21 protein-coding genes and 1 other RNA gene are annotated in these 18,825 nt (G+C 67.8%); 10 read left to right on the top strand and 12 right to left on the bottom strand.

Annotated elements, in window-relative coordinates; all coding sequences use genetic code 11:
- Positions 1–335: 335 nt before the first annotated feature.
- The gene (locus NP80_RS15920) at positions 336–1,250 is read right to left on the bottom strand and encodes a class II glutamine amidotransferase (protein ID WP_012467478.1); all 915 of its coding nucleotides are present in this window, start codon (positions 1,248–1,250) and stop codon (positions 336–338) included.
- 204 nt (positions 1,251–1,454) lie between these two features.
- On the opposite strand from NP80_RS15920, the gene pyrC reads away from it, so the two are divergent.
- From pyrC to rnpB, 3 genes are all read left to right on the top strand, one after another.
- Positions 1,455–2,519: a dihydroorotase gene (pyrC, locus tag NP80_RS15925; protein ID WP_006410646.1), complete on the top strand. Its 1,065-nt coding sequence runs from the start codon at positions 1,455–1,457 to the stop codon at positions 2,517–2,519.
- Entirely contained in the window at positions 2,516–3,397 is an 882-nt protein-coding gene (locus tag NP80_RS15930) for a DUF3025 domain-containing protein (protein ID WP_045593928.1), read from the top strand. The genes pyrC and NP80_RS15930 overlap by 4 nt, the downstream gene beginning before the upstream one ends.
- 12 nt (positions 3,398–3,409) lie before the next feature.
- Positions 3,410–3,821, top strand: an RNA gene (gene rnpB / locus NP80_RS28475) — RNase P RNA component class A.
- Between the two features lie 64 nt (positions 3,822–3,885).
- On the opposite strand, the gene NP80_RS15935 is transcribed toward rnpB, so the two are convergent.
- Both NP80_RS15935 and NP80_RS15940 read right to left on the bottom strand, forming a co-directional pair.
- Positions 3,886–4,350 (bottom strand): OsmC family protein, encoded by a 465-nt coding sequence (locus NP80_RS15935; RefSeq protein ID WP_080512232.1) that lies wholly within the window; start codon positions 4,348–4,350, stop codon positions 3,886–3,888.
- Between the two features lie 419 nt (positions 4,351–4,769).
- Positions 4,770–5,075, bottom strand: a complete 306-nt coding sequence (locus tag NP80_RS15940) for a DUF1090 family protein (protein WP_006408331.1) — start codon at positions 5,073–5,075, stop codon at positions 4,770–4,772.
- 313 nt (positions 5,076–5,388) lie between these two features.
- Between NP80_RS15940 and rplM the strand changes: the two genes are divergently transcribed.
- The 4 genes from rplM to erpA are packed head-to-tail and all read left to right on the top strand — an operon-like array spanning position 5,389 to position 6,811.
- Entirely contained in the window at positions 5,389–5,817 is a 429-nt protein-coding gene (gene rplM, locus NP80_RS15945) for a 50S ribosomal protein L13 (protein WP_004522094.1), read from the top strand.
- Between the two features lie 11 nt (positions 5,818–5,828).
- Positions 5,829–6,221: a 30S ribosomal protein S9 gene (gene rpsI / locus NP80_RS15950; protein ID WP_006401689.1), complete on the top strand. Its 393-nt coding sequence runs from the start codon at positions 5,829–5,831 to the stop codon at positions 6,219–6,221.
- Between the two features lie 9 nt (positions 6,222–6,230).
- Positions 6,231–6,398: a hypothetical protein gene (locus NP80_RS31425; protein WP_006408330.1), complete on the top strand. Its 168-nt coding sequence runs from the start codon at positions 6,231–6,233 to the stop codon at positions 6,396–6,398.
- Positions 6,399–6,439: 41 nt separating this feature from the next.
- Positions 6,440–6,811 carry an iron-sulfur cluster insertion protein ErpA gene (gene erpA / locus NP80_RS15955; protein WP_006401687.1) on the top strand — a complete coding sequence of 124 codons (372 nt, stop codon included), beginning with the start codon at positions 6,440–6,442 and terminating at the stop codon, positions 6,809–6,811.
- A 91-nt stretch (positions 6,812–6,902) separates the two neighbouring features.
- Here erpA and NP80_RS15960 read toward each other — a convergent pair whose 3' ends face one another.
- A complete protein-coding gene (locus NP80_RS15960) occupies positions 6,903–8,057 on the bottom strand; it encodes an anhydro-N-acetylmuramic acid kinase (RefSeq protein WP_035948086.1) in 1,155 nt (384 codons plus the stop codon).
- A gap of 142 nt (positions 8,058–8,199) precedes the next feature.
- Between NP80_RS15960 and tyrS the strand changes: the two genes are divergently transcribed.
- The 3 genes from tyrS to NP80_RS15975 are packed head-to-tail and all read left to right on the top strand — an operon-like array spanning position 8,200 to position 10,582.
- Entirely contained in the window at positions 8,200–9,441 is a 1,242-nt protein-coding gene (gene tyrS / locus NP80_RS15965) for a tyrosine--tRNA ligase (protein ID WP_012467482.1), read from the top strand.
- Positions 9,438–9,896, top strand: a complete 459-nt coding sequence (dtd, locus tag NP80_RS15970; RefSeq protein WP_006401684.1) for a D-aminoacyl-tRNA deacylase — start codon at positions 9,438–9,440, stop codon at positions 9,894–9,896. The genes tyrS and dtd overlap by 4 nt, the downstream gene beginning before the upstream one ends.
- 23 nt (positions 9,897–9,919) lie before the next feature.
- Complete coding sequence (locus NP80_RS15975; RefSeq protein WP_006411660.1) at positions 9,920–10,582, top strand: histidine phosphatase family protein; 663 nt, start codon at positions 9,920–9,922, stop codon at positions 10,580–10,582.
- A gap of 295 nt (positions 10,583–10,877) precedes the next feature.
- On the opposite strand, the gene NP80_RS15980 is transcribed toward NP80_RS15975, so the two are convergent.
- The 8 genes from NP80_RS15980 to NP80_RS16015 all read right to left on the bottom strand — a co-directional run bounded on the left by NP80_RS15980 (position 10,878) and on the right by NP80_RS16015 (position 18,789).
- Entirely contained in the window at positions 10,878–11,840 is a 963-nt protein-coding gene (locus NP80_RS15980) for an oxygenase MpaB family protein (RefSeq protein ID WP_006411662.1), read from the bottom strand.
- A gap of 25 nt (positions 11,841–11,865) precedes the next feature.
- A complete protein-coding gene (ruvB, locus tag NP80_RS15985; RefSeq protein WP_006401680.1) occupies positions 11,866–12,933 on the bottom strand; it encodes a Holliday junction branch migration DNA helicase RuvB in 1,068 nt (355 codons plus the stop codon).
- Positions 12,934–13,029: 96 nt separating this feature from the next.
- Complete coding sequence (gene ruvA, locus NP80_RS15990) at positions 13,030–13,611, bottom strand: Holliday junction branch migration protein RuvA (RefSeq protein ID WP_006401679.1); 582 nt, start codon at positions 13,609–13,611, stop codon at positions 13,030–13,032.
- Positions 13,612–13,789: 178 nt separating this feature from the next.
- Complete coding sequence (ruvC, locus tag NP80_RS15995) at positions 13,790–14,332, bottom strand: crossover junction endodeoxyribonuclease RuvC (RefSeq protein ID WP_006408324.1); 543 nt, start codon at positions 14,330–14,332, stop codon at positions 13,790–13,792.
- Positions 14,333–14,549: 217 nt separating this feature from the next.
- Positions 14,550–16,115, bottom strand: coding sequence for a bifunctional phosphoribosylaminoimidazolecarboxamide formyltransferase/IMP cyclohydrolase (purH, locus tag NP80_RS16000; protein ID WP_006408323.1), 1,566 nt, complete (start codon positions 16,113–16,115; stop codon positions 14,550–14,552).
- 44 nt (positions 16,116–16,159) lie between these two features.
- A complete protein-coding gene (locus tag NP80_RS16005) occupies positions 16,160–16,393 on the bottom strand; it encodes a Fis family transcriptional regulator (protein WP_006401675.1) in 234 nt (77 codons plus the stop codon).
- Complete coding sequence (gene dusB / locus NP80_RS16010; RefSeq protein ID WP_006401674.1) at positions 16,390–17,454, bottom strand: tRNA dihydrouridine synthase DusB; 1,065 nt, start codon at positions 17,452–17,454, stop codon at positions 16,390–16,392. Before dusB ends, NP80_RS16005 begins: the two co-directional genes overlap by 4 nt.
- Positions 17,455–17,601: 147 nt before the next feature.
- Positions 17,602–18,789: a UbiH/UbiF/VisC/COQ6 family ubiquinone biosynthesis hydroxylase gene (locus NP80_RS16015; RefSeq protein WP_006411834.1), complete on the bottom strand. Its 1,188-nt coding sequence runs from the start codon at positions 18,787–18,789 to the stop codon at positions 17,602–17,604.
- Positions 18,790–18,825: the final 36 nt, after the last annotated feature.

Below are 18,825 nucleotides of genomic sequence, written 5' to 3' on the forward strand. Positions count from 1 at the left end.
ATTTATCGAACGGAAGGTATTGATGTTAAAGGACTTTGTCATTTTTGTGAGGCGGTGGGGGAAAATCGCCGGATCGGTGGCGTCGCGCACTGTTCGGCAAAATTCGTCGCGCTAGAATGGGGGTTCGGGATTATATGGTTTTAAGGTCGACTGCTTTTTGCCGTGCGCGTGGAGTATTTTTATGCGCGAAATAGGGTAATGGCAAGAAAATAATATCGGCCGGTGTTTCGATAGGTCTTTCTGTCCCGCGGATGGAACGGCGCCGCGTGAATGCGCGCTGTGTCGATGGAAACGGCCGTGGTTGCCGGACGGCGGCGCGGGCGCGCAGGGCGCGCTCAGAAATCGATCGTGTCGTCCGGGTCGCCGTCGGCGGCGGTCGCGAGCGCCGCCGTGCGCGTCGTGCACGGCGCGGACGCCGACGGATCGAGCGACGGATTGCGCAGCTTCTCGAGCACGCGCTCCGGCACCGGAATCTGCATCCGCGCGGCGACGTCGCCGCACTGGAACATGATCAGCTCGCCGGGCTCGAAGGCCGTCCACACTTCATTGTCGGTGAGCGGCTGCGTCGCGATCACCGCGACGCGATCCTCCGGCGTCGTGTATTTCGCGAAGTCGATCGACAGGTCTTCGTCGACGAGATGCGCGGTCGAGAACGGCCAGCGGCGCACGAGGTAGTGCAGCCGCGTCGAGCAGTGCGCAAACAGCGCCTGGCCGTTCGACATCAGGAAATTGAACACGCCGTGATCGGTGATGCCGCGCGTGAGTTCGCCGACGCGCTCGAACAGTTCCGGCAGCGGCGGCTGCGCGCCGGGAAACGCCTCGCGCAGCCCCTGCATCAGCACGCAGAACGCCTTCTCGCTGTCGGTCGTGCCGACCGGCTGGTACACGCTGCGCTCGAGCTCGGGCTCGAAGTCCTGCAGATCGCCGTTATGCGCGAAGATCCAGTGCCGCCCCCACAGCTCGCGCATGAACGGGTGACTGTTCTCCAGCACGATGTGGCCTTGCGTGGCCTTGCGGATATGCGCGATCGTGTTCTTCGACTTGATCGGATAGCGCTTGACCATTTCGGCGATGGGCGAGGTGGCCGATGCCTGCTGGTCGATGAAGAGGCGGCACGCCTTGTCCTCGAAGAATGCGATGCCCCAGCCGTCGGCGTGGTGATCGGTGAGGCCGCCCCGGGCCGCGAATCCTGTGAAGGAGAATGTGACGTCCGTCGGCGCGGCGCAGTTCATTCCTAGGAGTTGGCACATTTTACTTGGGGCGGCAGACTGAAGCGGGGTAACGAACCGGGCGAACCCCCGGTACAATGCGGCTTCTAGCATATCACCGAGCCTCGAGCGGTAAAAAGCGGATTCCGCCGGCCGAAGGCCCCGTGTTGCGGTTTGCCGTCAGTCGCGACCCGCGCACGCGCGGTCCGGCCCCGCCGATGCCGGCCCGTTCCTCACGAGCCCCCTATGACTGCCTCGAACGCTTCCTCCCCGGCGACGCTGTCGCTCGCCCGTCCCGACGACATGCATCTGCACCTGCGCGACGGAGAGATGCTCGCCGCCGTGCTGCCGCATACCGCCCGCCAGTTCGCGCGCGCGATCGTGATGCCGAACCTGAAACCGCCGGTGACGACCACCGCGCACGCGCAGGCGTACCGCGACCGCATCCTCGCCGCGCTGCCGGCCGGCATGGCGTTCGAGCCGCTGATGACGCTGTACCTCACCGACAACACGTCGCCGGACGAGATCCGCCGCGCGCGCGAAAGCGGCTTCGTGCACGGCGTGAAGCTGTATCCGGCCGGCGCGACGACGAATTCGGACCACGGCGTCACCGATCTCGCGAAGTGCGCGAAGACGCTCGAGGCGATGCAGGAGACCGGCATGCCGCTGCTCGTGCACGGCGAGGTGACCGATGCGTCGATCGACCTGTTCGATCGCGAGAAGGTGTTCATCGATCGCGTGATGACGCCGCTGCGCCGCGATTTCCCGGGCCTGAAGGTCGTGTTCGAGCACATCACGACGAAGGACGCGGCCGATTACGTGCGCGACGCCGATGCGGCGCCCGGCCTGCTCGGTGCGACGATCACCGCGCATCACCTGCTGTACAACCGCAATGCGCTGTTCGTTGGCGGCATTCGTCCGCATTACTACTGTCTGCCGGTCCTGAAGCGCGAAACGCATCGCGTCGCGCTCGTCGAAGCGGCGACGTCGGGCAACCCGCGCTTCTTCCTCGGCACCGACAGCGCGCCGCACGCGCGTGGCGCGAAGGAAGCCGCGTGCGGCTGCGCCGGCTGCTACACGGCGCTGCACGCGCTCGAGCTGTACACGGAGGCGTTCGACCAGGCCGGCGCGCTCGACAAGCTCGAAGGCTTTGCGAGCTTCTACGGTGCCGATTTCTACGGACTGCCGCGCAGCGCCGAGACGGTAACGCTGCGCCGCGAGACGTGGGAACTGCCGCGCGAGGTGCTGGCGGGCGACACGCCCGTCGTGCCGCTGCGCGCCGGCGAGACGCTCGGCTGGAAACTCGCATGACGCACGCGCCGCCGCGCGCGGCCGCCCACGCGGGCGGCGACGGCGCGGCTGCGTTCGCGCGGATCGACTGGTCCGCGCCATGGCTCGCGCGCTTCGCGCAGCCGGGCCGCACGGTGCAGGCGGCCGCGACGGTCGGCGACGCCGCGCTGCTCGAGGCACTGAACGACGCACTGCGCGACGGCGCGCGCGTCACGGGCCGCGGCAAGCCGCTGCGCTTCGTGCCGCAGGCCGAGCTGCCGCCCGGCATCGCGTACGAAACCCATATCGCCGAAACCGGCCGCGTGCCGACGCGGCACAATCTCCACGACTTCTTCAATGCGCTCGTCTGGCTCGCGTATCCGCGCATCAAGGCCGCGCTGAACGCGCGCCAGGCCGCGGCGATCGACGCGGCGGGCGGCGTCGGACCGGTGCGCGGCACGCTGCGCGACGCGCTGACGCTGTTCGACGAGAATGCGGCGCTGTTCGTGACCGCCGATCCCACGCTCGCCGATGCGCTGCGCGCGTTCGACTGGCAGCGGCTGCTGGTTGCCGCGCGCGACGCGTGGGGCGCGCGCTGCGAGGCGCGGCTCGTCGGCCATGCGCTGCTCGAGAAGCTCGTCGCGCCGTACAAGTCGTGCACCGCGCACGTCTGGATCGTCGAGGTCGACGCCGACTATTTCTCGTGGCCCGACGCGCGGCGCACCGAGCATGTCGACGCGCAGGTCGCCGCGATGCTCGCGACGCGCGCGCTGACGAGCCGCGATTTCTCGCCGCTGCCCGTGCTCGGCGTGCCGGGCTGGTGCGCGGCGAATGCCGATCCGGCGTTCTACGCGGATCCGGCCGTGTTCCGCAGCGGCCGCCGCACGCGAGAGGCGGCCGACGGCGGCGCGCAGTGCTAGAATGCGCGTCGCAAAGCAGGCCAGGCAGTCGCGGCCTCGCCGCCTTCGGGCTGGCGGGGGCGAGGAAAGTCCGGACTCCACAGGGCAGGGTGATGGCTAACGGCCATCCGTGGCGACACGCGGAACAGGGCAACAGAAAGCAAACCGCCGATGGCCCGGCGCAAGCCGGGATCAGGTAAGGGTGAAACGGTGCGGTAAGAGCGCACCGCGGCGACGGCGACGTCCGCCGGCACGGTAACCTCCACCCGGAGCAATTCCAAGTAGGCAGGCGCGCATCTTCGGATGCAGGACGGGGCCCCCGTCTCGTCTGCGGGTAGGAAGCTTGAGCGCGTCAGCAATGGCGCGCCTAGAGGAATGGCTGCCACGCAGCGTGCGCTTCGGCGCGCGGTGTGCACAGAATCCGGCTTATCGGCCTGCTTTGCCGCTCGAATGCAAAGGGCCGGCGCTCCTGACGGAACGCCGGCCCTTTTTTCATGCGCGTGCGCTGCTTACGCGGCGACGATGTCGAACGAGTGCGTGAGTTCGGCCGTCTTCGCGATCATGATCGACGCCGAGCAGTACTTGTCGTGCGACAGGTTGATCGCGCGCTCGACCGTTGCCGGATTCAGGTTGCGGCCCGTGACGGTGAAGTGGAAGTGGACCTTCGTGAACACCTTCGGATCTTCGCTCGCGCGCTCGGCCTTCAGCGTGACCGAGCAGCCCGTGACGTCCTGGCGGCTTTTCTTCAGGATCAGCACGACGTCGTACGCGGTACAGCCGCCGGTGCCGACCAGCACCATCTCCATCGGCCGCGGCGCGAGGTTATGGCCGCCGCCTTCCGGCGCGCCGTCCATCGCGACGAGGTGGCCGCTGCCGGTCTGTGCCGAAAACGCCATCCCGTCCTGACCCATCCAGCTTACTTTGCATTCCATGCTTGCGCTCCCGCGTTGCCTGATTCGAATTCGATCCGGCATTGTAGCCCGGCGCGCAACGGTCGGCTGACGCACTGCACGGCGCGAAACGGTGCGTCCTCGGTCACGGGAGGAACGGCACTCGCGGCGACGATTTCCCTGTCGGCTTTAGGGGTTTTACTCTAGATGCGTGCGTTCGGGCGCGCCTGATGCCGAAAGTAACTTATTGATTCGACAGAGAAATTTCGTGCGTCGCCAGGTTTGTCGATAATTTCACATCGTGGTCATCGATTTCGCAATGCAAATTTTCTTGTGAAGTCTGCAGGCCATTCGTATAATGCGACTCATTGGTTGTCGCGCTGCGGCAACCTCCGAATGTCTCCTCCACCCTCCTCCTAAGGTGGATTAAGCCCGAACCAGCCGTTCGGGCTTTTTTTCGTCCCATGCAAACAGCGGCGCACGGCTTGCGCGCGCCGACAGCGTCAGGCGGGCTGCCGCGCCGTCGGCCGCGACGCCGCATCAGGCGGTGCGGATGACGTCGGTGCGGCGGGCGCGGACGCATGCGCGGCCGACGCATGCGCGCGACCGTGTGCGCAGAAATGGCGAACGCGCTCGCGCACGGCGCGCAGGCGCGCGATCCGGTCCTCGGCGTGGGCGGCGCGCGCTTCGGCGATGCGTGCGTCGAGCGCATCGAGCTTCGCGTCGCAGCCGGTGCGGGCGAGGGCGGCAGGCGCCGCGGCGGCCAGCAGCGCGGCCGCGAACAGGTAGATCGGTCGTTGTTTCATCATGCTGGTTTGTTGTTCTGGATGGTCGGCCGGCCGCGGCGCGGCCAGCTCGTGCGCCGCGCGCGACCGGATGCGCCGGCCCGGCGCTCGGTTCGCCGGGAAATCGGGGCACGGAGCGGATTTTGGCCCATTTCGCGCGCGCCGCACACGGGGCGCGGATTCCCTTTGACCGCGCAGCCGCATTTCCTTTATAATTCAGGGCTTTTCCGCATTCATGCCCACGGAAAAAGAACAGGGAGAGCCTGCACCGCGCCTCGAAGCGCACACAGACAAGCAGGAAGAACACATCGGGCAAAGCAATTTTTTTGGATCGATCATGAAGACGTTTTCCGCAAAAGCCCATGAGGTGACGCGCGAATGGTACGTGATTGACGCGACGGATAAGGTTCTCGGCCGTGTCGCCAGCGAAGTGGCACGCCGTCTGCGCGGCAAGCACAAGCCTGAGTTCACCCCGCACGTCGACACCGGTGATTTCATCATCGTCATCAACGCGAGCAAGTTGAAGGTCACGGGCAACAAGACTCTGGACAAAAAGTACTACCGTCACTCGGGCTACCCGGGCGGTATCTATGAAACGACGTTCGGCAAGATGCAGGAACGCTTCCCGGGCCGCGCGCTCGAGAAGGCGGTCAAGGGCATGCTGCCGAAGGGCCCGCTCGGCTACGCGATGATCAAGAAGCTGAAGGTCTACGCAGAAGCGACGCATCCGCACTCGGCTCAACAGCCGAAGGCGCTCGAGATCTAAGGGGAGCCCACATGATCGGTAACTGGAACTACGGTACGGGCCGCCGCAAGAGCGCAGTCGCTCGTGTCTTCATCAAGGCTGGCAAGGGCGACATCATCGTCAACGGCAAGCCCATCGCTGACTACTTCGCACGTGAAACGTCGCTGATGATCGTGCGTCAGCCGCTGGAACTGACGAACCACGCTCAAACGTTCGACATCAAGGTGAACGTGTCGGGCGGCGGCGAAACGGGTCAGGCAGGCGCAGTGCGTCACGGCATCACGCGCGCGCTGATCGACTACGACGCGACGCTGAAGCCGGCCCTGTCGAACGCAGGCTTCGTCACGCGTGACGCGCGTGAAGTCGAGCGTAAGAAGGTCGGTCTGCACAAGGCACGCCGCGCCAAGCAGTTCTCGAAGCGTTAATTCCGCTTCATGGCCGCGCCGCTTGCGGGCGGCGCCCGCCGGAAAAACCGCCAGCTTTCGCGCTGGCGGTTTTTTTATGCGCGCGTGCCGGACGGGCCGTCGCCGCGCGCACCCGGCCCGGCGCAGCGAAATCGACAAGAACCTGTTGATTTCATGGACTTCAGCACGATCTTCTGATCGGCCCTACAATAGCGGCTAAAGCTTTTTGGAGAGTTCGCATGAACGCTGTTACCGAATCCGCAGCAACGACCACCGAAATGCCGGCTCCGTTCGTCTTCACCGACGCCGCGGCCGACAAGGTCAAGCAATTGATCGACGAAGAGGGCAATCCCGACCTGAAGCTGCGCGTGTTCGTGCAAGGCGGCGGCTGCTCGGGCTTCCAGTATGGCTTCACGTTCGACGAGGAAGTCAACGAGGACGACACCGTGATGAACAAGAACGGCGTCCAGCTGCTGATCGACTCGATGAGCTACCAGTATCTGGTCGGCGCCGAGATCGACTACAAGGACGACCTCAACGGCGCGCAGTTCGTGATCAAGAACCCGAACGCCACGACCACGTGCGGGTGCGGCTCGTCGTTCTCGGTCTGATCGCACGATCGCGCCTTTCCGGTTCGCCGGAACGAAAAACGGGGCTTCATGCCCCGTTTTTTATTGTCGGGATCGCGCGCGTCGGCGCGCATCAGCGCGGGTAGAGCGCACCGAGCACGCGTTCGCCGGCCGCGCCGGTCACCGCGGACAGGTTGCCGGGCTCGCGTGCGACGAAGCGATACGCGAGCCACGCGAACGCGAGCGCCTCGACTTGCTGCGGCGGCACGCCGAGCGCGGCGGTCGTGTCGACCGAGCCCGGCACGCCGGCATCGCGCAGCGCGCGCGACAGCGCGTCGAGCAGCACCGGATTGCGCGCGCCGCCGCCGCATACGAACACCGCGCGGCAGTCGGGCGCATGCCGCGCGATTTCGCGCGCGACCGACACCGCGGTCAGCGCGGTCAGCGTCGCCTGCACGTCTTCGGGCGCGACGTGCGCGAAGGCGCCGAGCTTCGCGTCGAGCCACGCGGGATTGAACAGGTCGCGCCCCGTGCTTTTCGGCGGCGGCGCGGTGAAATACGGCTCGTCGAGCAGCGTATCGAGCAGGGCCGCGTGCACGGTGCCGCGCGCGGCGAATTTCCCGCCGTCGTCGTAGGGCTTGCCGAGGTGGCGCGTCGCCCATGCGTCGATCAACGCGTTTGCGGGGCCGCAGTCGAAGCCGCGCACGTCGCCGCCGCCGCCGTCGGCGGGCAGGATCGTGATGTTGCTGATACCGCCGAGATTGCAGACGACGCGCGTCTCGCCCGGCGCGCCGAACACCTCCGCATGGAACGCGGGCGCAAGCGGCGCGCCGTGGCCGCCCGCGGCGACGTCGCGGCTGCGGAAATCGGCGATCACGTCGATATGCGCGAGTTCGGCGAGCAGCGCCGGATTGTTCAGCTGCCGCGTATAGCCGCGCTCCGGACGGTGCCGCACCGTCTGGCCATGCACGCCGATCGCGCGCACGTCGTCCGGCGCGAGGCCGGCCGAGCGCAGCAGTTCGTGGCAGCACACCGCGTAGCGCGCGACGATGGCGTTGGCGGCGAGCGACTCGCGCTCGATCTCGTTGTCGCCGGGCTGCTGCAACGCGAACAGCGCGTCGCGCAGCGACTGCGCGAAACCGACGCAGGCCTGCGCGAGCACGACCGGCGCGCTGCCGGCGGCGAAACGCACGGCGACGCCGTCGACGCCGTCCATGCTGGTGCCGGACATCAGGCCGAAGTAGATGCCGTCGGCTGGATGGGCGGTTGGCGGGTGTCGTTGCGGCACGTTGCGGTTCTCCTGAAGCATGAAGCGCGGGCACGATCCGCGCGCGTTGCGCCGATTATCCGCGCAACGCGGCGCGCCGTTAAGCGACGCGCGCGCAAGTTATGGGAAAATCCCTGTTTTTGCGACATTCTTCCTGGCACCGATGAGCACCGAACCCAGTTCCAAGCCCGTTTTCCCGATCACCGACGAAGTCCGGCATGCGCTCGCCGTCACGAAGCGCGGCGTCGACGAGCTGCTGATCGAGGAAGAGTTCGCGCAGAAGCTCGCGCGCAGCGCGGCCACCGGCAAGCCGCTGCGCATCAAGCTCGGCCTCGACCCGACGGCGCCCGACATCCATATCGGCCACACGGTCGTGCTGAACAAGATGCGTCAGCTGCAGGATCTCGGCCATACGGTGATCTTCCTGATCGGCGATTTCACGTCGCTGATCGGCGATCCGTCGGGCCGCAACGCGACGCGTCCGCCGCTTACGCGCGAGCAGATCGAGGCGAACGCGAAGACCTACTTCGAGCAGGCCGCGCTCGTGCTCGACCGCGACAAGACCGAGATCCGCTACAACAGCGAATGGTCGATGCCGCTCGGTGCGGACGGGATGATCAAGCTCGCGTCGCGCTACACGGTCGCGCGCATTCTCGAGCGCGAGGACTTCACGAAGCGCTTCCAGGGTGGCGTGCCGATCTCGATCCACGAATTCCTGTATCCGCTGATGCAGGGCTATGACTCGGTCGCGCTGAACGCCGATCTCGAGCTCGGCGGCACCGACCAGAAGTTCAACCTGCTGGTCGGTCGCGAACTGCAGAAGCAGTACGGCCAGGAACAGCAGTGCATCCTGACGATGCCGCTGCTCGAAGGTCTCGACGGCGTCGAGAAGATGTCGAAGTCGAAGGGCAACTACGTCGGCATCAGCGAGAAGCCGACCGACATGTTCGGCAAGCTGATGAGCATCTCCGACACGCTGATGTGGCGTTACTTCGAACTGCTGTCGTTCCGCAGCATGGACGAGATCGCCGGCTTCAAGCGCGAAGCCGAAGGCGGCCGCAACCCGCGCGACTTCAAGGTGATGCTCGCGCAGGAAATCGTCGCGCGCTTCCATTCGCAGGCCGATGCCGAGCGTGCGCTGGAAGACTTCAACCATCGCGCGAAGGGCGGCGTGCCGGACGACATTCCGTCGGTCTCGCTCGCCGGCGCGCCGCTCGCGATCGGCCAGCTGCTGAAGCAGGCGGGGCTCGTGCCGTCGACGAGCGAAGCGCTGCGCAACATCGAGCAGGGCGGCGTTAAGATCGACGGCACGACGGTGTCCGACAAGGGCCTGAAGGTCGACGCCGGCGAATACGTCGTGCAGGTCGGCAAGCGGCGTTTCGCGCGCGTGACGCTCGCTGCATGATCGCGCTGATCCAGCGCGTGAAGCGCGCCGACGTGCGCGTCGGCGAGCGCGTGACGGGCGAGATCGGCGCCGGCCTGCTTGCGCTCGTATGCGCGGAGCGCGGCGACACCGAGGCCGCGGCCGACAAGCTGCTCGCCAAGGTGCTCGGCTACCGCGTGTTCAGCGACGCGGCAGGCAAGATGAACCTGCCGGTGTCGAATATCGACGGCGCGGGCCGTGCGGGCGGGCTGCTGCTCGTCTCGCAATTCACGCTCGCGGCCGACACCAACAGCGGGCTGCGGCCGAGCTTCACGCCGGCCGCGCCGCCCGACGAGGGCGCGCGGCTGTTCGACTATTTCGTAGCCGCCGCGCGTGCGCGTCACCCGATCGTCGAAACCGGCGAATTCGGCGCCGACATGCAGGTGTCGCTCGTCAACGACGGCCCCGTGACGTTCTGGCTGCAAGTGCGGCCCTGATTCCCCGCCGGAGACGCCTCGCGATGGCTACCACCCAGATCCTCTTCATTCGCCATGGCGAAACGGCCTGGAACCGCATCAAGCGGATACAGGGCCACATCGACATTCCGCTTGCCGACACGGGCCTCGCGCAAGCGCAGCGGCTCGCCGCGCGCCTCATGCGCGAGGCGCACGACGGGGCACGCATCGATGCAGTCTATTCGAGCGACCTGATGCGCGCGCAACAGACCGCGCAGCCGTTCGCCGCTGCGCTCGGCCTGCCGCTGCTGCTGCGCCAGGGGCTGCGCGAGCGTGCGTACGGCGTGTTCCAGGGGCATGACAGCGCCGAGATCGAAACGCTGTTTCCGGACGCGTATGCGGAATGGCAGACGCGCGATCCCGGCTTTGCGCCGGAAGGCGGCGAATCGCAGCGCGCGTTCTATCATCGCGTGCTGCATGCGCTCGAGCCGATCGTCGCCGCGCATCCCGGCGGGCGGATCGCGTGCGTCGCGCACGGCGGCGTGCTGGACTGCGTGTATCGCTTCGCGAACGGCCTCGACCTGTCGGCGCCGCGCAACTATCCGCTGCTCAATACGAGCATCAACGTCGTCGATTACGTCGACGGCTGCGCGCATGTCGTCCGGTGGGGCGACATCACGCATCTCGACGCGCCGAGCGACGACGACGGGTATCGCAAGGTGCTGTGATCGCGTGCGCGCGTCGGCGTGCGCATCGCGTGACTGCGCGGCGGGTCGTGCGTTGGAGTGGGGCGCGTGTGTGCGGTTACTGCGGTTACGGCGTTTGTCGGCTTGCCCGCTTGTCGGCCGCGATCGGCGACGCAGCTTGTCGATTTCCTGATTGCCGTTCTTCTTGCCGCGGTGTCTTGCGTTCGTGCGTCCGTGCTTCTGCGCGCTGCGCCGGTCTTGCCGTCGATCGCCGGATCGGTCGCCATCAATCACTATGCGGGCCGAGGCACTCCACACCGCATTGGCTTCATCGCCATCAGCCGTGATTCGACGACGGACGATCGGGCGGCACGGCCGTCGCGGCGGTCGCGCGACGTCGTGCGCGTTTGGACACGCCGTTCACGAGCGCCCACCGCAGCACGGGCGCGACGGCGCGCACGCCGGGGCGAACCACCGCGCGGCGCAGCGGCGCGAACGTCGACACGCCGAGCATCTGTTGCGCCCACGGCGGCAGCAGGTCGACGCCGGCCTGCATCACGAGTGTCGCGGCGGGCCGCAGCATCGGCGACGCGAGCGGCGCGTTCAGCAGGATGCGCATTACCTCGAAGGTTCGCGGCCCAGCCTCGAGCTCGGGACGCATCCGCGCGAGATATGCGTCGATTCCGGCGCGCGAGCGCGGAATGTCGGTCGCGCCGAGCCGCTCGGCGATCTGCGCGGTCTCCGCATAGTAGCGATCCTGCAGTTCGCCCGACAGCGCGGGGTTCACGTAGCGCAGATGCGCGGCGAGAAAGCTCGACACCTCCGCGACATGCACCCAGGTCAGCAGCGCGGGATCGTCCGCGCGATAGGGGCGGCCGTCCGGTGCCGTGCCGGCGACGCGTGCATGAATCGCCTTCACGCGTTCGATCAGCGCCAATGCATCGCAGCGATTGCCGAACGTCGTGCCGGAGATGAACGTCGCGGTGCGCCGCAAGCGGCCGAGGATATCGGTGCGAAACGACGAATGATCCCAGACGCCCGCAAGCGCAAGCGGATGCAGCGCCTGCAGCAGCAGCGCGCAGATGCCGCCCGTCATCATCGACGTGAAATCGGCATGCACGCGCCAGCAGACCGCGTCGGGGCCGAACAGCCCCGGATCGCCGGGCGGCGACGAATAGTCGAGCGTCGGGCCGCTGCCGGTGGTCAGATGCGTGACGCCGGCCGCGACCCGCTTGCGGATCTGTTCGATCCACCGCGGGCTGCCGGCGGTAGAAGGCGGAGCGCTGTGCGGTGTCGTCATGGCGGGCCGCGTGTCGGACCGTGCGTTACTGCGCGTCCGGCGTGTCCCAGATGCTTTGCACGGGACTGCCGGCGTCGGGCGCGGCCAGGCCGAAGTGGCGGTACGTGAGGAGCGTCGCGACGCGGCCGCGCGGCGTGCGCTGCAGGAAGCCCTGCTGAATCAGGTACGGTTCGAGCACGTCCTCGATCGTGTCGCGCTCTTCGCCGATTGCGGCGGCGAGGTTGTCGATGCCGACCGGGCCGCCGTCGAACTTGTGCAGGATCGCTTCGAGCAGCTTGCGGTCCATCAGGTCGAAGCCGACCGGATCGACGTCGAGCATCGCGAGCGCCGCGTCGGCGATCGCTGCCGTGATCTGGCCGTCGGCCTTCACCTCCGCGTAATCGCGCACGCGGCGCAGCAGCCGGTTCGCGATCCGCGGCGTGCCGCGCGAGCGCTTCGCGATTTCGAGCGCGCCGTTCGGATCGATCTGCGCGTTCAGCAGCGACGCCGAGCGCTGCACGATGCGCGACAGCTGATCGGCATCGTAGAACTCGAGGCGCGCGACGATCCCGAACCGGTCGCGCAGCGGATTGGTCAGCATGCCCGCACGCGTGGTCGCGCCGACCAGCGTGAACGGCTGCAGGTCGAGCTTCACGCTGCGCGCGGCCGGCCCTTCGCCGATCATGATGTCGATCTGGTAATCCTCGAGCGCCGGATACAGGATTTCCTCGACGACCGGCGACAGCCGGTGGATTTCGTCGATGAACAGCACGTCGTTGGCTTCCAGGTTCGTCAGCAAGGCCGCGAGGTCGCCCGCGCGCTCGAGCACGGGGCCCGACGTCTGACGCAGGTTCACGCCCATCTCGCGCGCGATGATGTGCGCGAGCGTGGTCTTGCCGAGGCCCGGCGGCCCGAACAGCAGCACGTGATCGAGCGGCTCGCGGCGGCGCTTTGCAGCCTCGATGAAGATTTCGAGCTGGCCGCGCACCTTTTCCTGGCCGACGTAGTCGTCGAGCTGGCGCGGCCGCAGCGCGCGTTCGAACACCTCCTCGTGCGACGAGGCGGGCGTGGCGGCAATGATCCGCTCGGCGGCGAGTTTGTCGGTTTCAATCATGCGGCCATTGTACCGCGCGGCGTGGCGCGGCCAACCTGGCCGAACGGCCGACTGTCGCGCGCGCCGACGCCGCGCGACACTGGATGCGACGGGCCGTTACGCCTTGGAGAGCGCCTTCAGCGCGAGCTTGATGCCTTCGGACACGCCGGTGCCGGCCGGCACGTTCTTGATCGCCGCGAGGCCTTCCTTTTCGGAATAGCCGAGCGCGAGCAGCGCGTTGAGGATGTCGGTCGCGTGGTCCGACGCCGACGCGGCGCCGGCGAGTGCCCCGAGGTCCGCGCCGAGCTTGCCCTTGAGTTCGAGCAGCAGGCGCTCTGCGGTCTTCTTGCCGATGCCGGGCAGGCGCGTGAGGCGCGCGGCGTCCTGCATCGTCACGGCCTGCGCGAGCTCCTGCACGCTCATGCCGGACAGCACGGCGAGCGCCATGCGCGCGCCGATGCCGGTGATCTTCAGCAGCTCGCGGAACGTCGTGCGCTCCTGCGGCGTGAGAAAGCCGTACAGCAGGTGCGCGTCCTCGCGCACGATCTGCTGCGTGAGCAGGACGACGCGCTCGCCGGTCTGCGGCAGGTTGTAGAAGGTGCTCATCGGCACGTCGATTTCGTAGCCGACGCCGTTGCAGTCGACGAGCAGGTGAGGCGGGTTCTTTTCGAGCAGGATGCCGGCGATGCGACCGATCATGGATGGCGGGATGCGAGGAAGAAAGCGCGAGTGTAGCGCACGTGCGGCGCAAAGCCGATGGTCCGGCGCGGCAGCGGCGCAATGCGGCGCGCACGCGCGACGCCGGCCCCGAGCGGCCGCGCCGGTTGCGGTCGGCCGGCCGTTCGCCGGCACATGCCGGCGGCGCGCCCGGTGCCGCTCAGCCGACGAGCCGGCCGCGGCGCAAGCGCAGGCCTTTCTGCGCGAGCGCCGGCGCGAGGCCGCCGAGCGTGCTCAACGTATTGCCGCCGTGCGCATGGCAGATCGCGATGCCGAGCGCGTCGGCCGCATCGCTGCCGGGCTGGCCGCTCAGGCTCAGCAGCCGCGTGACCATCTCCTGCATCTGCGCCTTCGTCGCGCGGCCGTAGCCGACGATCGCCTGCTTCAGCTGCAGCGCGGTGTATTCGGCGACGGGCAGTCCGCCCGATACGAGCCCGCAGATCGCGGCGCCGCGCGCTTGGCCGAGCAGCAGCGTCGACTGCGGGTTCACGTTGACGAACACTTTTTCGATCGCGGCCTGGTCCGGTGCGTGTTCGCGTACGAGCGTCGAGACGCCCGCGAAGATCGTGCCGAGGCGCGTGGCCAGATCGGCCGTCGGCGTGCGGATCACGCCGCTCGCGACATAGGCGAGCCGATGGCCGCTGACGTCTATGACGCCGAAGCCGGTGACGCGCAGGCCGGGGTCGATGCCGAGAATTCGCATGTGAAGAGGGAGTTGCGTGATGCAGCGATACTACAACGAAAGGGGCAGGGCGCCGTCGCCGCACGGGGCGCCGCGAGGCGGAACCCCCGTTCGCGCGAGGCGCGGTGCAGGTGCGGTCCCGCACGGCCGGCCGTTCATGCGCGGCCCAATAAAAAACCCGGCGGGTGCGACGCCGCCGGGCATGGGCGCAGCGGCCGCGCGGGCCGCATGCGGGCGATCAGTGACGGAAGTGACGCACGCCCGTCAGGATCATCGCGATGTTGTGCTCGTCGGCTGCCGCGATCACTTCGTCGTCGCGCACCGAGCCGCCCGGCTGGATCACGCAGGTCGCGCCTGCCGCGACGACCACGTCCAGACCGTCGCGGAACGGGAAGAATGCGTCCGACGCCACGGCCGAGCCGGCCAGCGTCAGGCCCGCGTTCTGCGCCTTGATGCTTGCGATGCGCGCGGAGTCGACGCGGCTCATCTGGCCGGCACCGACGCCGAGCGTCATGCCGTTGCCGCAGAACACGATCGCGTTCGACTTCACGTACTTCGCCACGCGCCACGCGAACAGCAGGTCGTCCATTTCCTTCGGCGTCGGATGACGCTTCGTGACGACACGCAGCTCATGCGGCTGCACGTTCTTCGCATCGAGCGACTGCACGAGCAGGCCGCCGCCGACACGCTTCAGGTCGAACGCGTTATGGCCTTCGCCAAGCGCGATCTCCAGCAGTCGCACGTTCTGCTTCGCGGCGAACACCTGCTTCGCGGCATCGGTGAACGACGGCGCGATCAGCACTTCGACGAACTGCTTGGCAACGGCCTGTGCAGCCGCTTCGTCGACTTCGCGGTTGAACGCGATGATGCCGCCGAACGCCGACGTCGGGTCGGTCTGGAACGCCTTCGCGTACGCATCGGCCGAGTCGTTGCCGACCGCGACGCCGCACGGGTTCGCATGCTTGATGATCACGCACGCCGGCGCGTCGAACGTCTTCACGCATTCCCACGCCGCGTCCGAATCGGCGATGTTGTTGTACGACAGTTCCTTGCCCTGCAGCTGGCGGTAGTTCGCGAGCGCGCCGGCCGGCGTGACGATGTCGCGATAGAACGCCGCGCTCTGGTGCGGGTTCTCGCCGTAGCGCAGGTCCTGCACCTTTTCGAACGCCATGTTCAGCGTCGCCGGATACGGATTGCGCGAGCTGTGCTTCAGTTCTTCGGTCAGGCTCGTCAGGTAGTTGGTGATCGCGCCGTCGTATTGCGCGGTGTGCGCGAATACCTTCGTCGCGAGCCGGAAGTTCGTCGCGTAGCCGACCGTGTTGCCGTTCGCCTTCATTTCGTCGAGCACGACCGCGTAGTCGGCCGGATCGACGACGACCGTCACGTCGCGGTGGTTCTTCGCGGCCGAACGCAGCATCGTCGGGCCGCCGATGTCGATGTTCTCGATCGCGTCGGCGAGCGTGCAGTCGTCCTTCGCGATCGTCGCGACGAACGGATACAGGTTCACGACGAGCAGGTCGATCGTCGGGATGTCGTGCGCTTCCAGCGCCTGCATGTGCTCGGGCAGGTCGCGACGCGCGAGGATGCCGCCGTGCACCTTCGGATGCAGCGTCTTCACGCGCCCATCGAGCATTTCCGGAAAGCCCGTGTAGTCCGCCACTTCGGTGACGGGCAGGCCCGCGTCGGCGAGCAGTTTCGCGGTGCCGCCCGTCGACAGCAGCTTGACGCCGAGGTCGGACAGCGACTTCGCGAAGTCGACGATGCCGGTCTTGTCGGAAACGGAAATGAGCGCTTGCTTGATCATGATGGAACCACCAATAGCCAGGGAAACGGGGACGGGGCGGCCGACTACAGCAGGCCGTGCTGCTGCAGCTTCTTGCGCAGCGTATTGCGGTTGATGCCGAGGTACTCGGCGGCGAGCGACTGGTTGCCGCCCGCCTGTTCGAGCACGACCTCGAGCATCGGCTTTTCGACGCAGGACATCACCATTTCATAGACGTCGTGCGGATTGGAGCCGTCTAGATCCCGGAAATACACGTCCAGGCTCTCGCGGACACATTGTTCGATGTTGTGCTTGCTCATGCTGCTAACTGGTTATGGTCGTCCGGCTCGCCCTGACCGTTTTCGTCGTCGTCGACGTAGACGAGGTGGTCCGACAGCGCCTTTTGCGCGTCGAAGAACGCATTGACGGCGGCGAGCTGCTCGCGGGTGGAATCGAGCGTGTTCATCCGGTGCCGGAACGCGTTGGCACCGGAAAGGCCGCGAGTGTACCAGCCGATGTGCTTGCGCGCAGTACGGACGCCGGTGAATTCGCCGTAGAACGCGTAGTGGTCTTCCAGGTGCTCGTTCATCACCTGCTGGATCTCGTCGATGCGCGGCGGCGGCAGCAGCTCGCCCGTTTGCAGGAAATGATCGATTTCACGGAACAGCCAGGGCCGGCCTTGCGCGGCACGACCGATCATCAGCGCGTCGGCGCCCGTTGCCTCGAGCACGGCCTTCGCCTTCGCGGGCGACGTAATGTCGCCGTTCGCGACGACCGGGATGCGCACGGCCGCCTTCACGGCCGCGATCGTTTCGTACTCGGCCTCGCCGCGGTACAGATCGGCGCGCGTGCGGCCGTGCACGGTGAGCATCGAGATGCCGGCGGCCTCGGCGAGCCGCGCGATCGTGATCGCGTTCTTGTGCTCGCGGTCCCAGCCGGTGCGGATCTTCAGCGTGACGGGCACCGCGTCGGGCCCCGTGCCGACGGCCGCGACGACGGCCTCGACGATCCGCTGCACGAGCGGCTCGTTCTGCAGCAGCGCGGAGCCGGCCGCCACGTTGCAGACCTTCTTGGCGGGGCAGCCCATGTTGATGTCGATGATCTGCGCGCCGTTGTCGACGTTGTAGCGCGCCGCTTCGGCCATCATCGCCGGATCGGCGCCCGCGATCTGCACCGCGATCGGCTCGACCTCGCCTGCGTGGTTGGCGCGGCGCATCGTCTTCGCGCTCTTCCAGAGCTGCGCGTTGGACGCGACCATCTCGGACACGGCGTAGCCGGCGCCGAGCTTCTTGCAGAGCTGGCGGAACGGACGGTCCGTCACGCCGGCCATCGGCGCGACGAACAGGTTGTTACGCAATACGTGAGAGCCGATAACGGGCATCGCAATGGCACCGCCCGCGGCACGCGCGGGCATCGAAAGGGCGGAGGGAAAACGCGCATTTTACCGTATTCCCAACCCCCGCCGATTTGACCCGGTTTGTGCGGGCGCACACCGGCACCGGCCGGTGCGGTCTGCGCGCCGCGCGCGTCAGCCGCGCTGGCCGAACATCATCTGCCGCGCGATCGCCTTCTTCAGCGGCGGCACGAATTCGAGCGCGGTGAGCGCCGCGCCGCGCAGCAGCGGCAGCGGGCCGGCATCGATCGTAAACAGCCGCGCGAGCGTGTCGGTCGCGCCGATCGTGAGCCGCCGGTCGAGCGCGCGGCGCGCATTGAAGGTCGCGAGCGCGGTCGCGTCGAAACCCTGCGTCGACAGCACGTCGACGAGCGTGTGCGCGTCGCGCAGCCCGAGGTTCAGCCCTTGGCCCGCGACCGGGTGCAGCGTCTGCGCGGCATTGCCGACGATCGCGATGCGGCCCTTGACGAGCGTCTGCGCGGCGTTGAGCCCGAGCGGGAACGACGCGCGGCCCGCGATCGCGACGAAGCTGCCCATCCGCTCGCCGAACGCGATCCCGAGTTCGCGCAGGAAGGCGTCGTCGGGCAGCGCCGCGCGGCGCGCCGCCTCGTCCGGCGCGCAGCACCAGACGAGCGCATAGTCGGCCTGCCGCGGGCCGCCGAGCGGCAGCAGCGCGAGCGGGCCTTCGTGCGTGAAGCGCTCCCACGCGACGTTCGGGCGCGGCGACGACACCGTCACGGTGCCGACGAGCGCGGTCTGGCCGTAGTCGCGTCGATGCTTGCCGGCGTCTGCCTGCTGCTCGTGGAACAGCCCGCCTTCGGCATTCACGACGATGCGCGCGCGCAGCACGCGTTCGCCGTGCGGCCCGTCGAGCGTCAGCGCGACGCAGTCGGCGTCCTGCAGCGGCGCGCGCGCGGTGGTCGACGTGAGCCAGTCGACGCGGCTGCCGCGCACGGCGCCGGCGAGCGCCTGGACGAGCGAGCCGTAGCGCACGACGTAGCCGAGCGCCGCGAGATCGTGCTCGTCGCGCTCGATCAGCGTGCGCCCGAAATGGCCGCGCTGCGACACATGAATGTGTTCGATCGGCGTCGCGTCGGCCGGCCACGCGAGCGTATCGAGCAGCACGCGGCTGCCGTGCGACACCGCGATCGCGCGCGGATCGTTCGCGCTCGCGGACGGCTCGCGCGCATCGATCAGCGCGATCGACGCGTGCTGCGTCGCGCTGCGCCGCGCGAGCCAGCCGGCGAGCGCGAGCCCGACCGGGCCCGCGCCGACGATCGCGAGGTCGTAGTCGGTCGGGGGCGGGGAGGAAGCGTGGGTCATCGGAATTCGTGAAACGGAAATAACGGTCGGCGGCCC

The organism is Burkholderia multivorans ATCC BAA-247 (assembly GCF_000959525.1).
Taxonomy (GTDB): Bacteria; Pseudomonadota; Gammaproteobacteria; order Burkholderiales; family Burkholderiaceae; genus Burkholderia; species Burkholderia multivorans.

Coding starts and splice junctions, on each gene's coding strand:
- NP80_RS15920 (WP_012467478.1), bottom strand. CDS start 1,250: ATGTGCCAACTCCTAGGAATGAACTGCGCCGCGCCGACGGACGTCACA.
- pyrC (WP_006410646.1), top strand. CDS start 1,455: ATGACTGCCTCGAACGCTTCCTCCCCGGCGACGCTGTCGCTCGCCCGT.
- NP80_RS15930 (WP_045593928.1), top strand. CDS start 2,516: ATGACGCACGCGCCGCCGCGCGCGGCCGCCCACGCGGGCGGCGACGGC.
- NP80_RS15935 (WP_080512232.1), bottom strand. CDS start 4,350: ATGCCGGATCGAATTCGAATCAGGCAACGCGGGAGCGCAAGCATGGAA.
- NP80_RS15940 (WP_006408331.1), bottom strand. CDS start 5,075: ATGATGAAACAACGACCGATCTACCTGTTCGCGGCCGCGCTGCTGGCC.
- rplM (WP_004522094.1), top strand. CDS start 5,389: ATGAAGACGTTTTCCGCAAAAGCCCATGAGGTGACGCGCGAATGGTAC.
- rpsI (WP_006401689.1), top strand. CDS start 5,829: ATGATCGGTAACTGGAACTACGGTACGGGCCGCCGCAAGAGCGCAGTC.
- NP80_RS31425 (WP_006408330.1), top strand. CDS start 6,231: ATGGCCGCGCCGCTTGCGGGCGGCGCCCGCCGGAAAAACCGCCAGCTT.
- erpA (WP_006401687.1), top strand. CDS start 6,440: ATGAACGCTGTTACCGAATCCGCAGCAACGACCACCGAAATGCCGGCT.
- tyrS (WP_012467482.1), top strand. CDS start 8,200: ATGAGCACCGAACCCAGTTCCAAGCCCGTTTTCCCGATCACCGACGAA.
- dtd (WP_006401684.1), top strand. CDS start 9,438: ATGATCGCGCTGATCCAGCGCGTGAAGCGCGCCGACGTGCGCGTCGGC.
- NP80_RS15975 (WP_006411660.1), top strand. CDS start 9,920: ATGGCTACCACCCAGATCCTCTTCATTCGCCATGGCGAAACGGCCTGG.
- NP80_RS15980 (WP_006411662.1), bottom strand. CDS start 11,840: ATGACGACACCGCACAGCGCTCCGCCTTCTACCGCCGGCAGCCCGCGG.
- ruvB (WP_006401680.1), bottom strand. CDS start 12,933: ATGATTGAAACCGACAAACTCGCCGCCGAGCGGATCATTGCCGCCACG.
- ruvA (WP_006401679.1), bottom strand. CDS start 13,611: ATGATCGGTCGCATCGCCGGCATCCTGCTCGAAAAGAACCCGCCTCAC.
- ruvC (WP_006408324.1), bottom strand. CDS start 14,332: ATGCGAATTCTCGGCATCGACCCCGGCCTGCGCGTCACCGGCTTCGGC.
- purH (WP_006408323.1), bottom strand. CDS start 16,115: ATGATCAAGCAAGCGCTCATTTCCGTTTCCGACAAGACCGGCATCGTC.
- NP80_RS16005 (WP_006401675.1), bottom strand. CDS start 16,393: ATGAGCAAGCACAACATCGAACAATGTGTCCGCGAGAGCCTGGACGTG.
- dusB (WP_006401674.1), bottom strand. CDS start 17,454: ATGCCCGTTATCGGCTCTCACGTATTGCGTAACAACCTGTTCGTCGCG.
- NP80_RS16015 (WP_006411834.1), bottom strand. CDS start 18,789: ATGACCCACGCTTCCTCCCCGCCCCCGACCGACTACGACCTCGCGATC.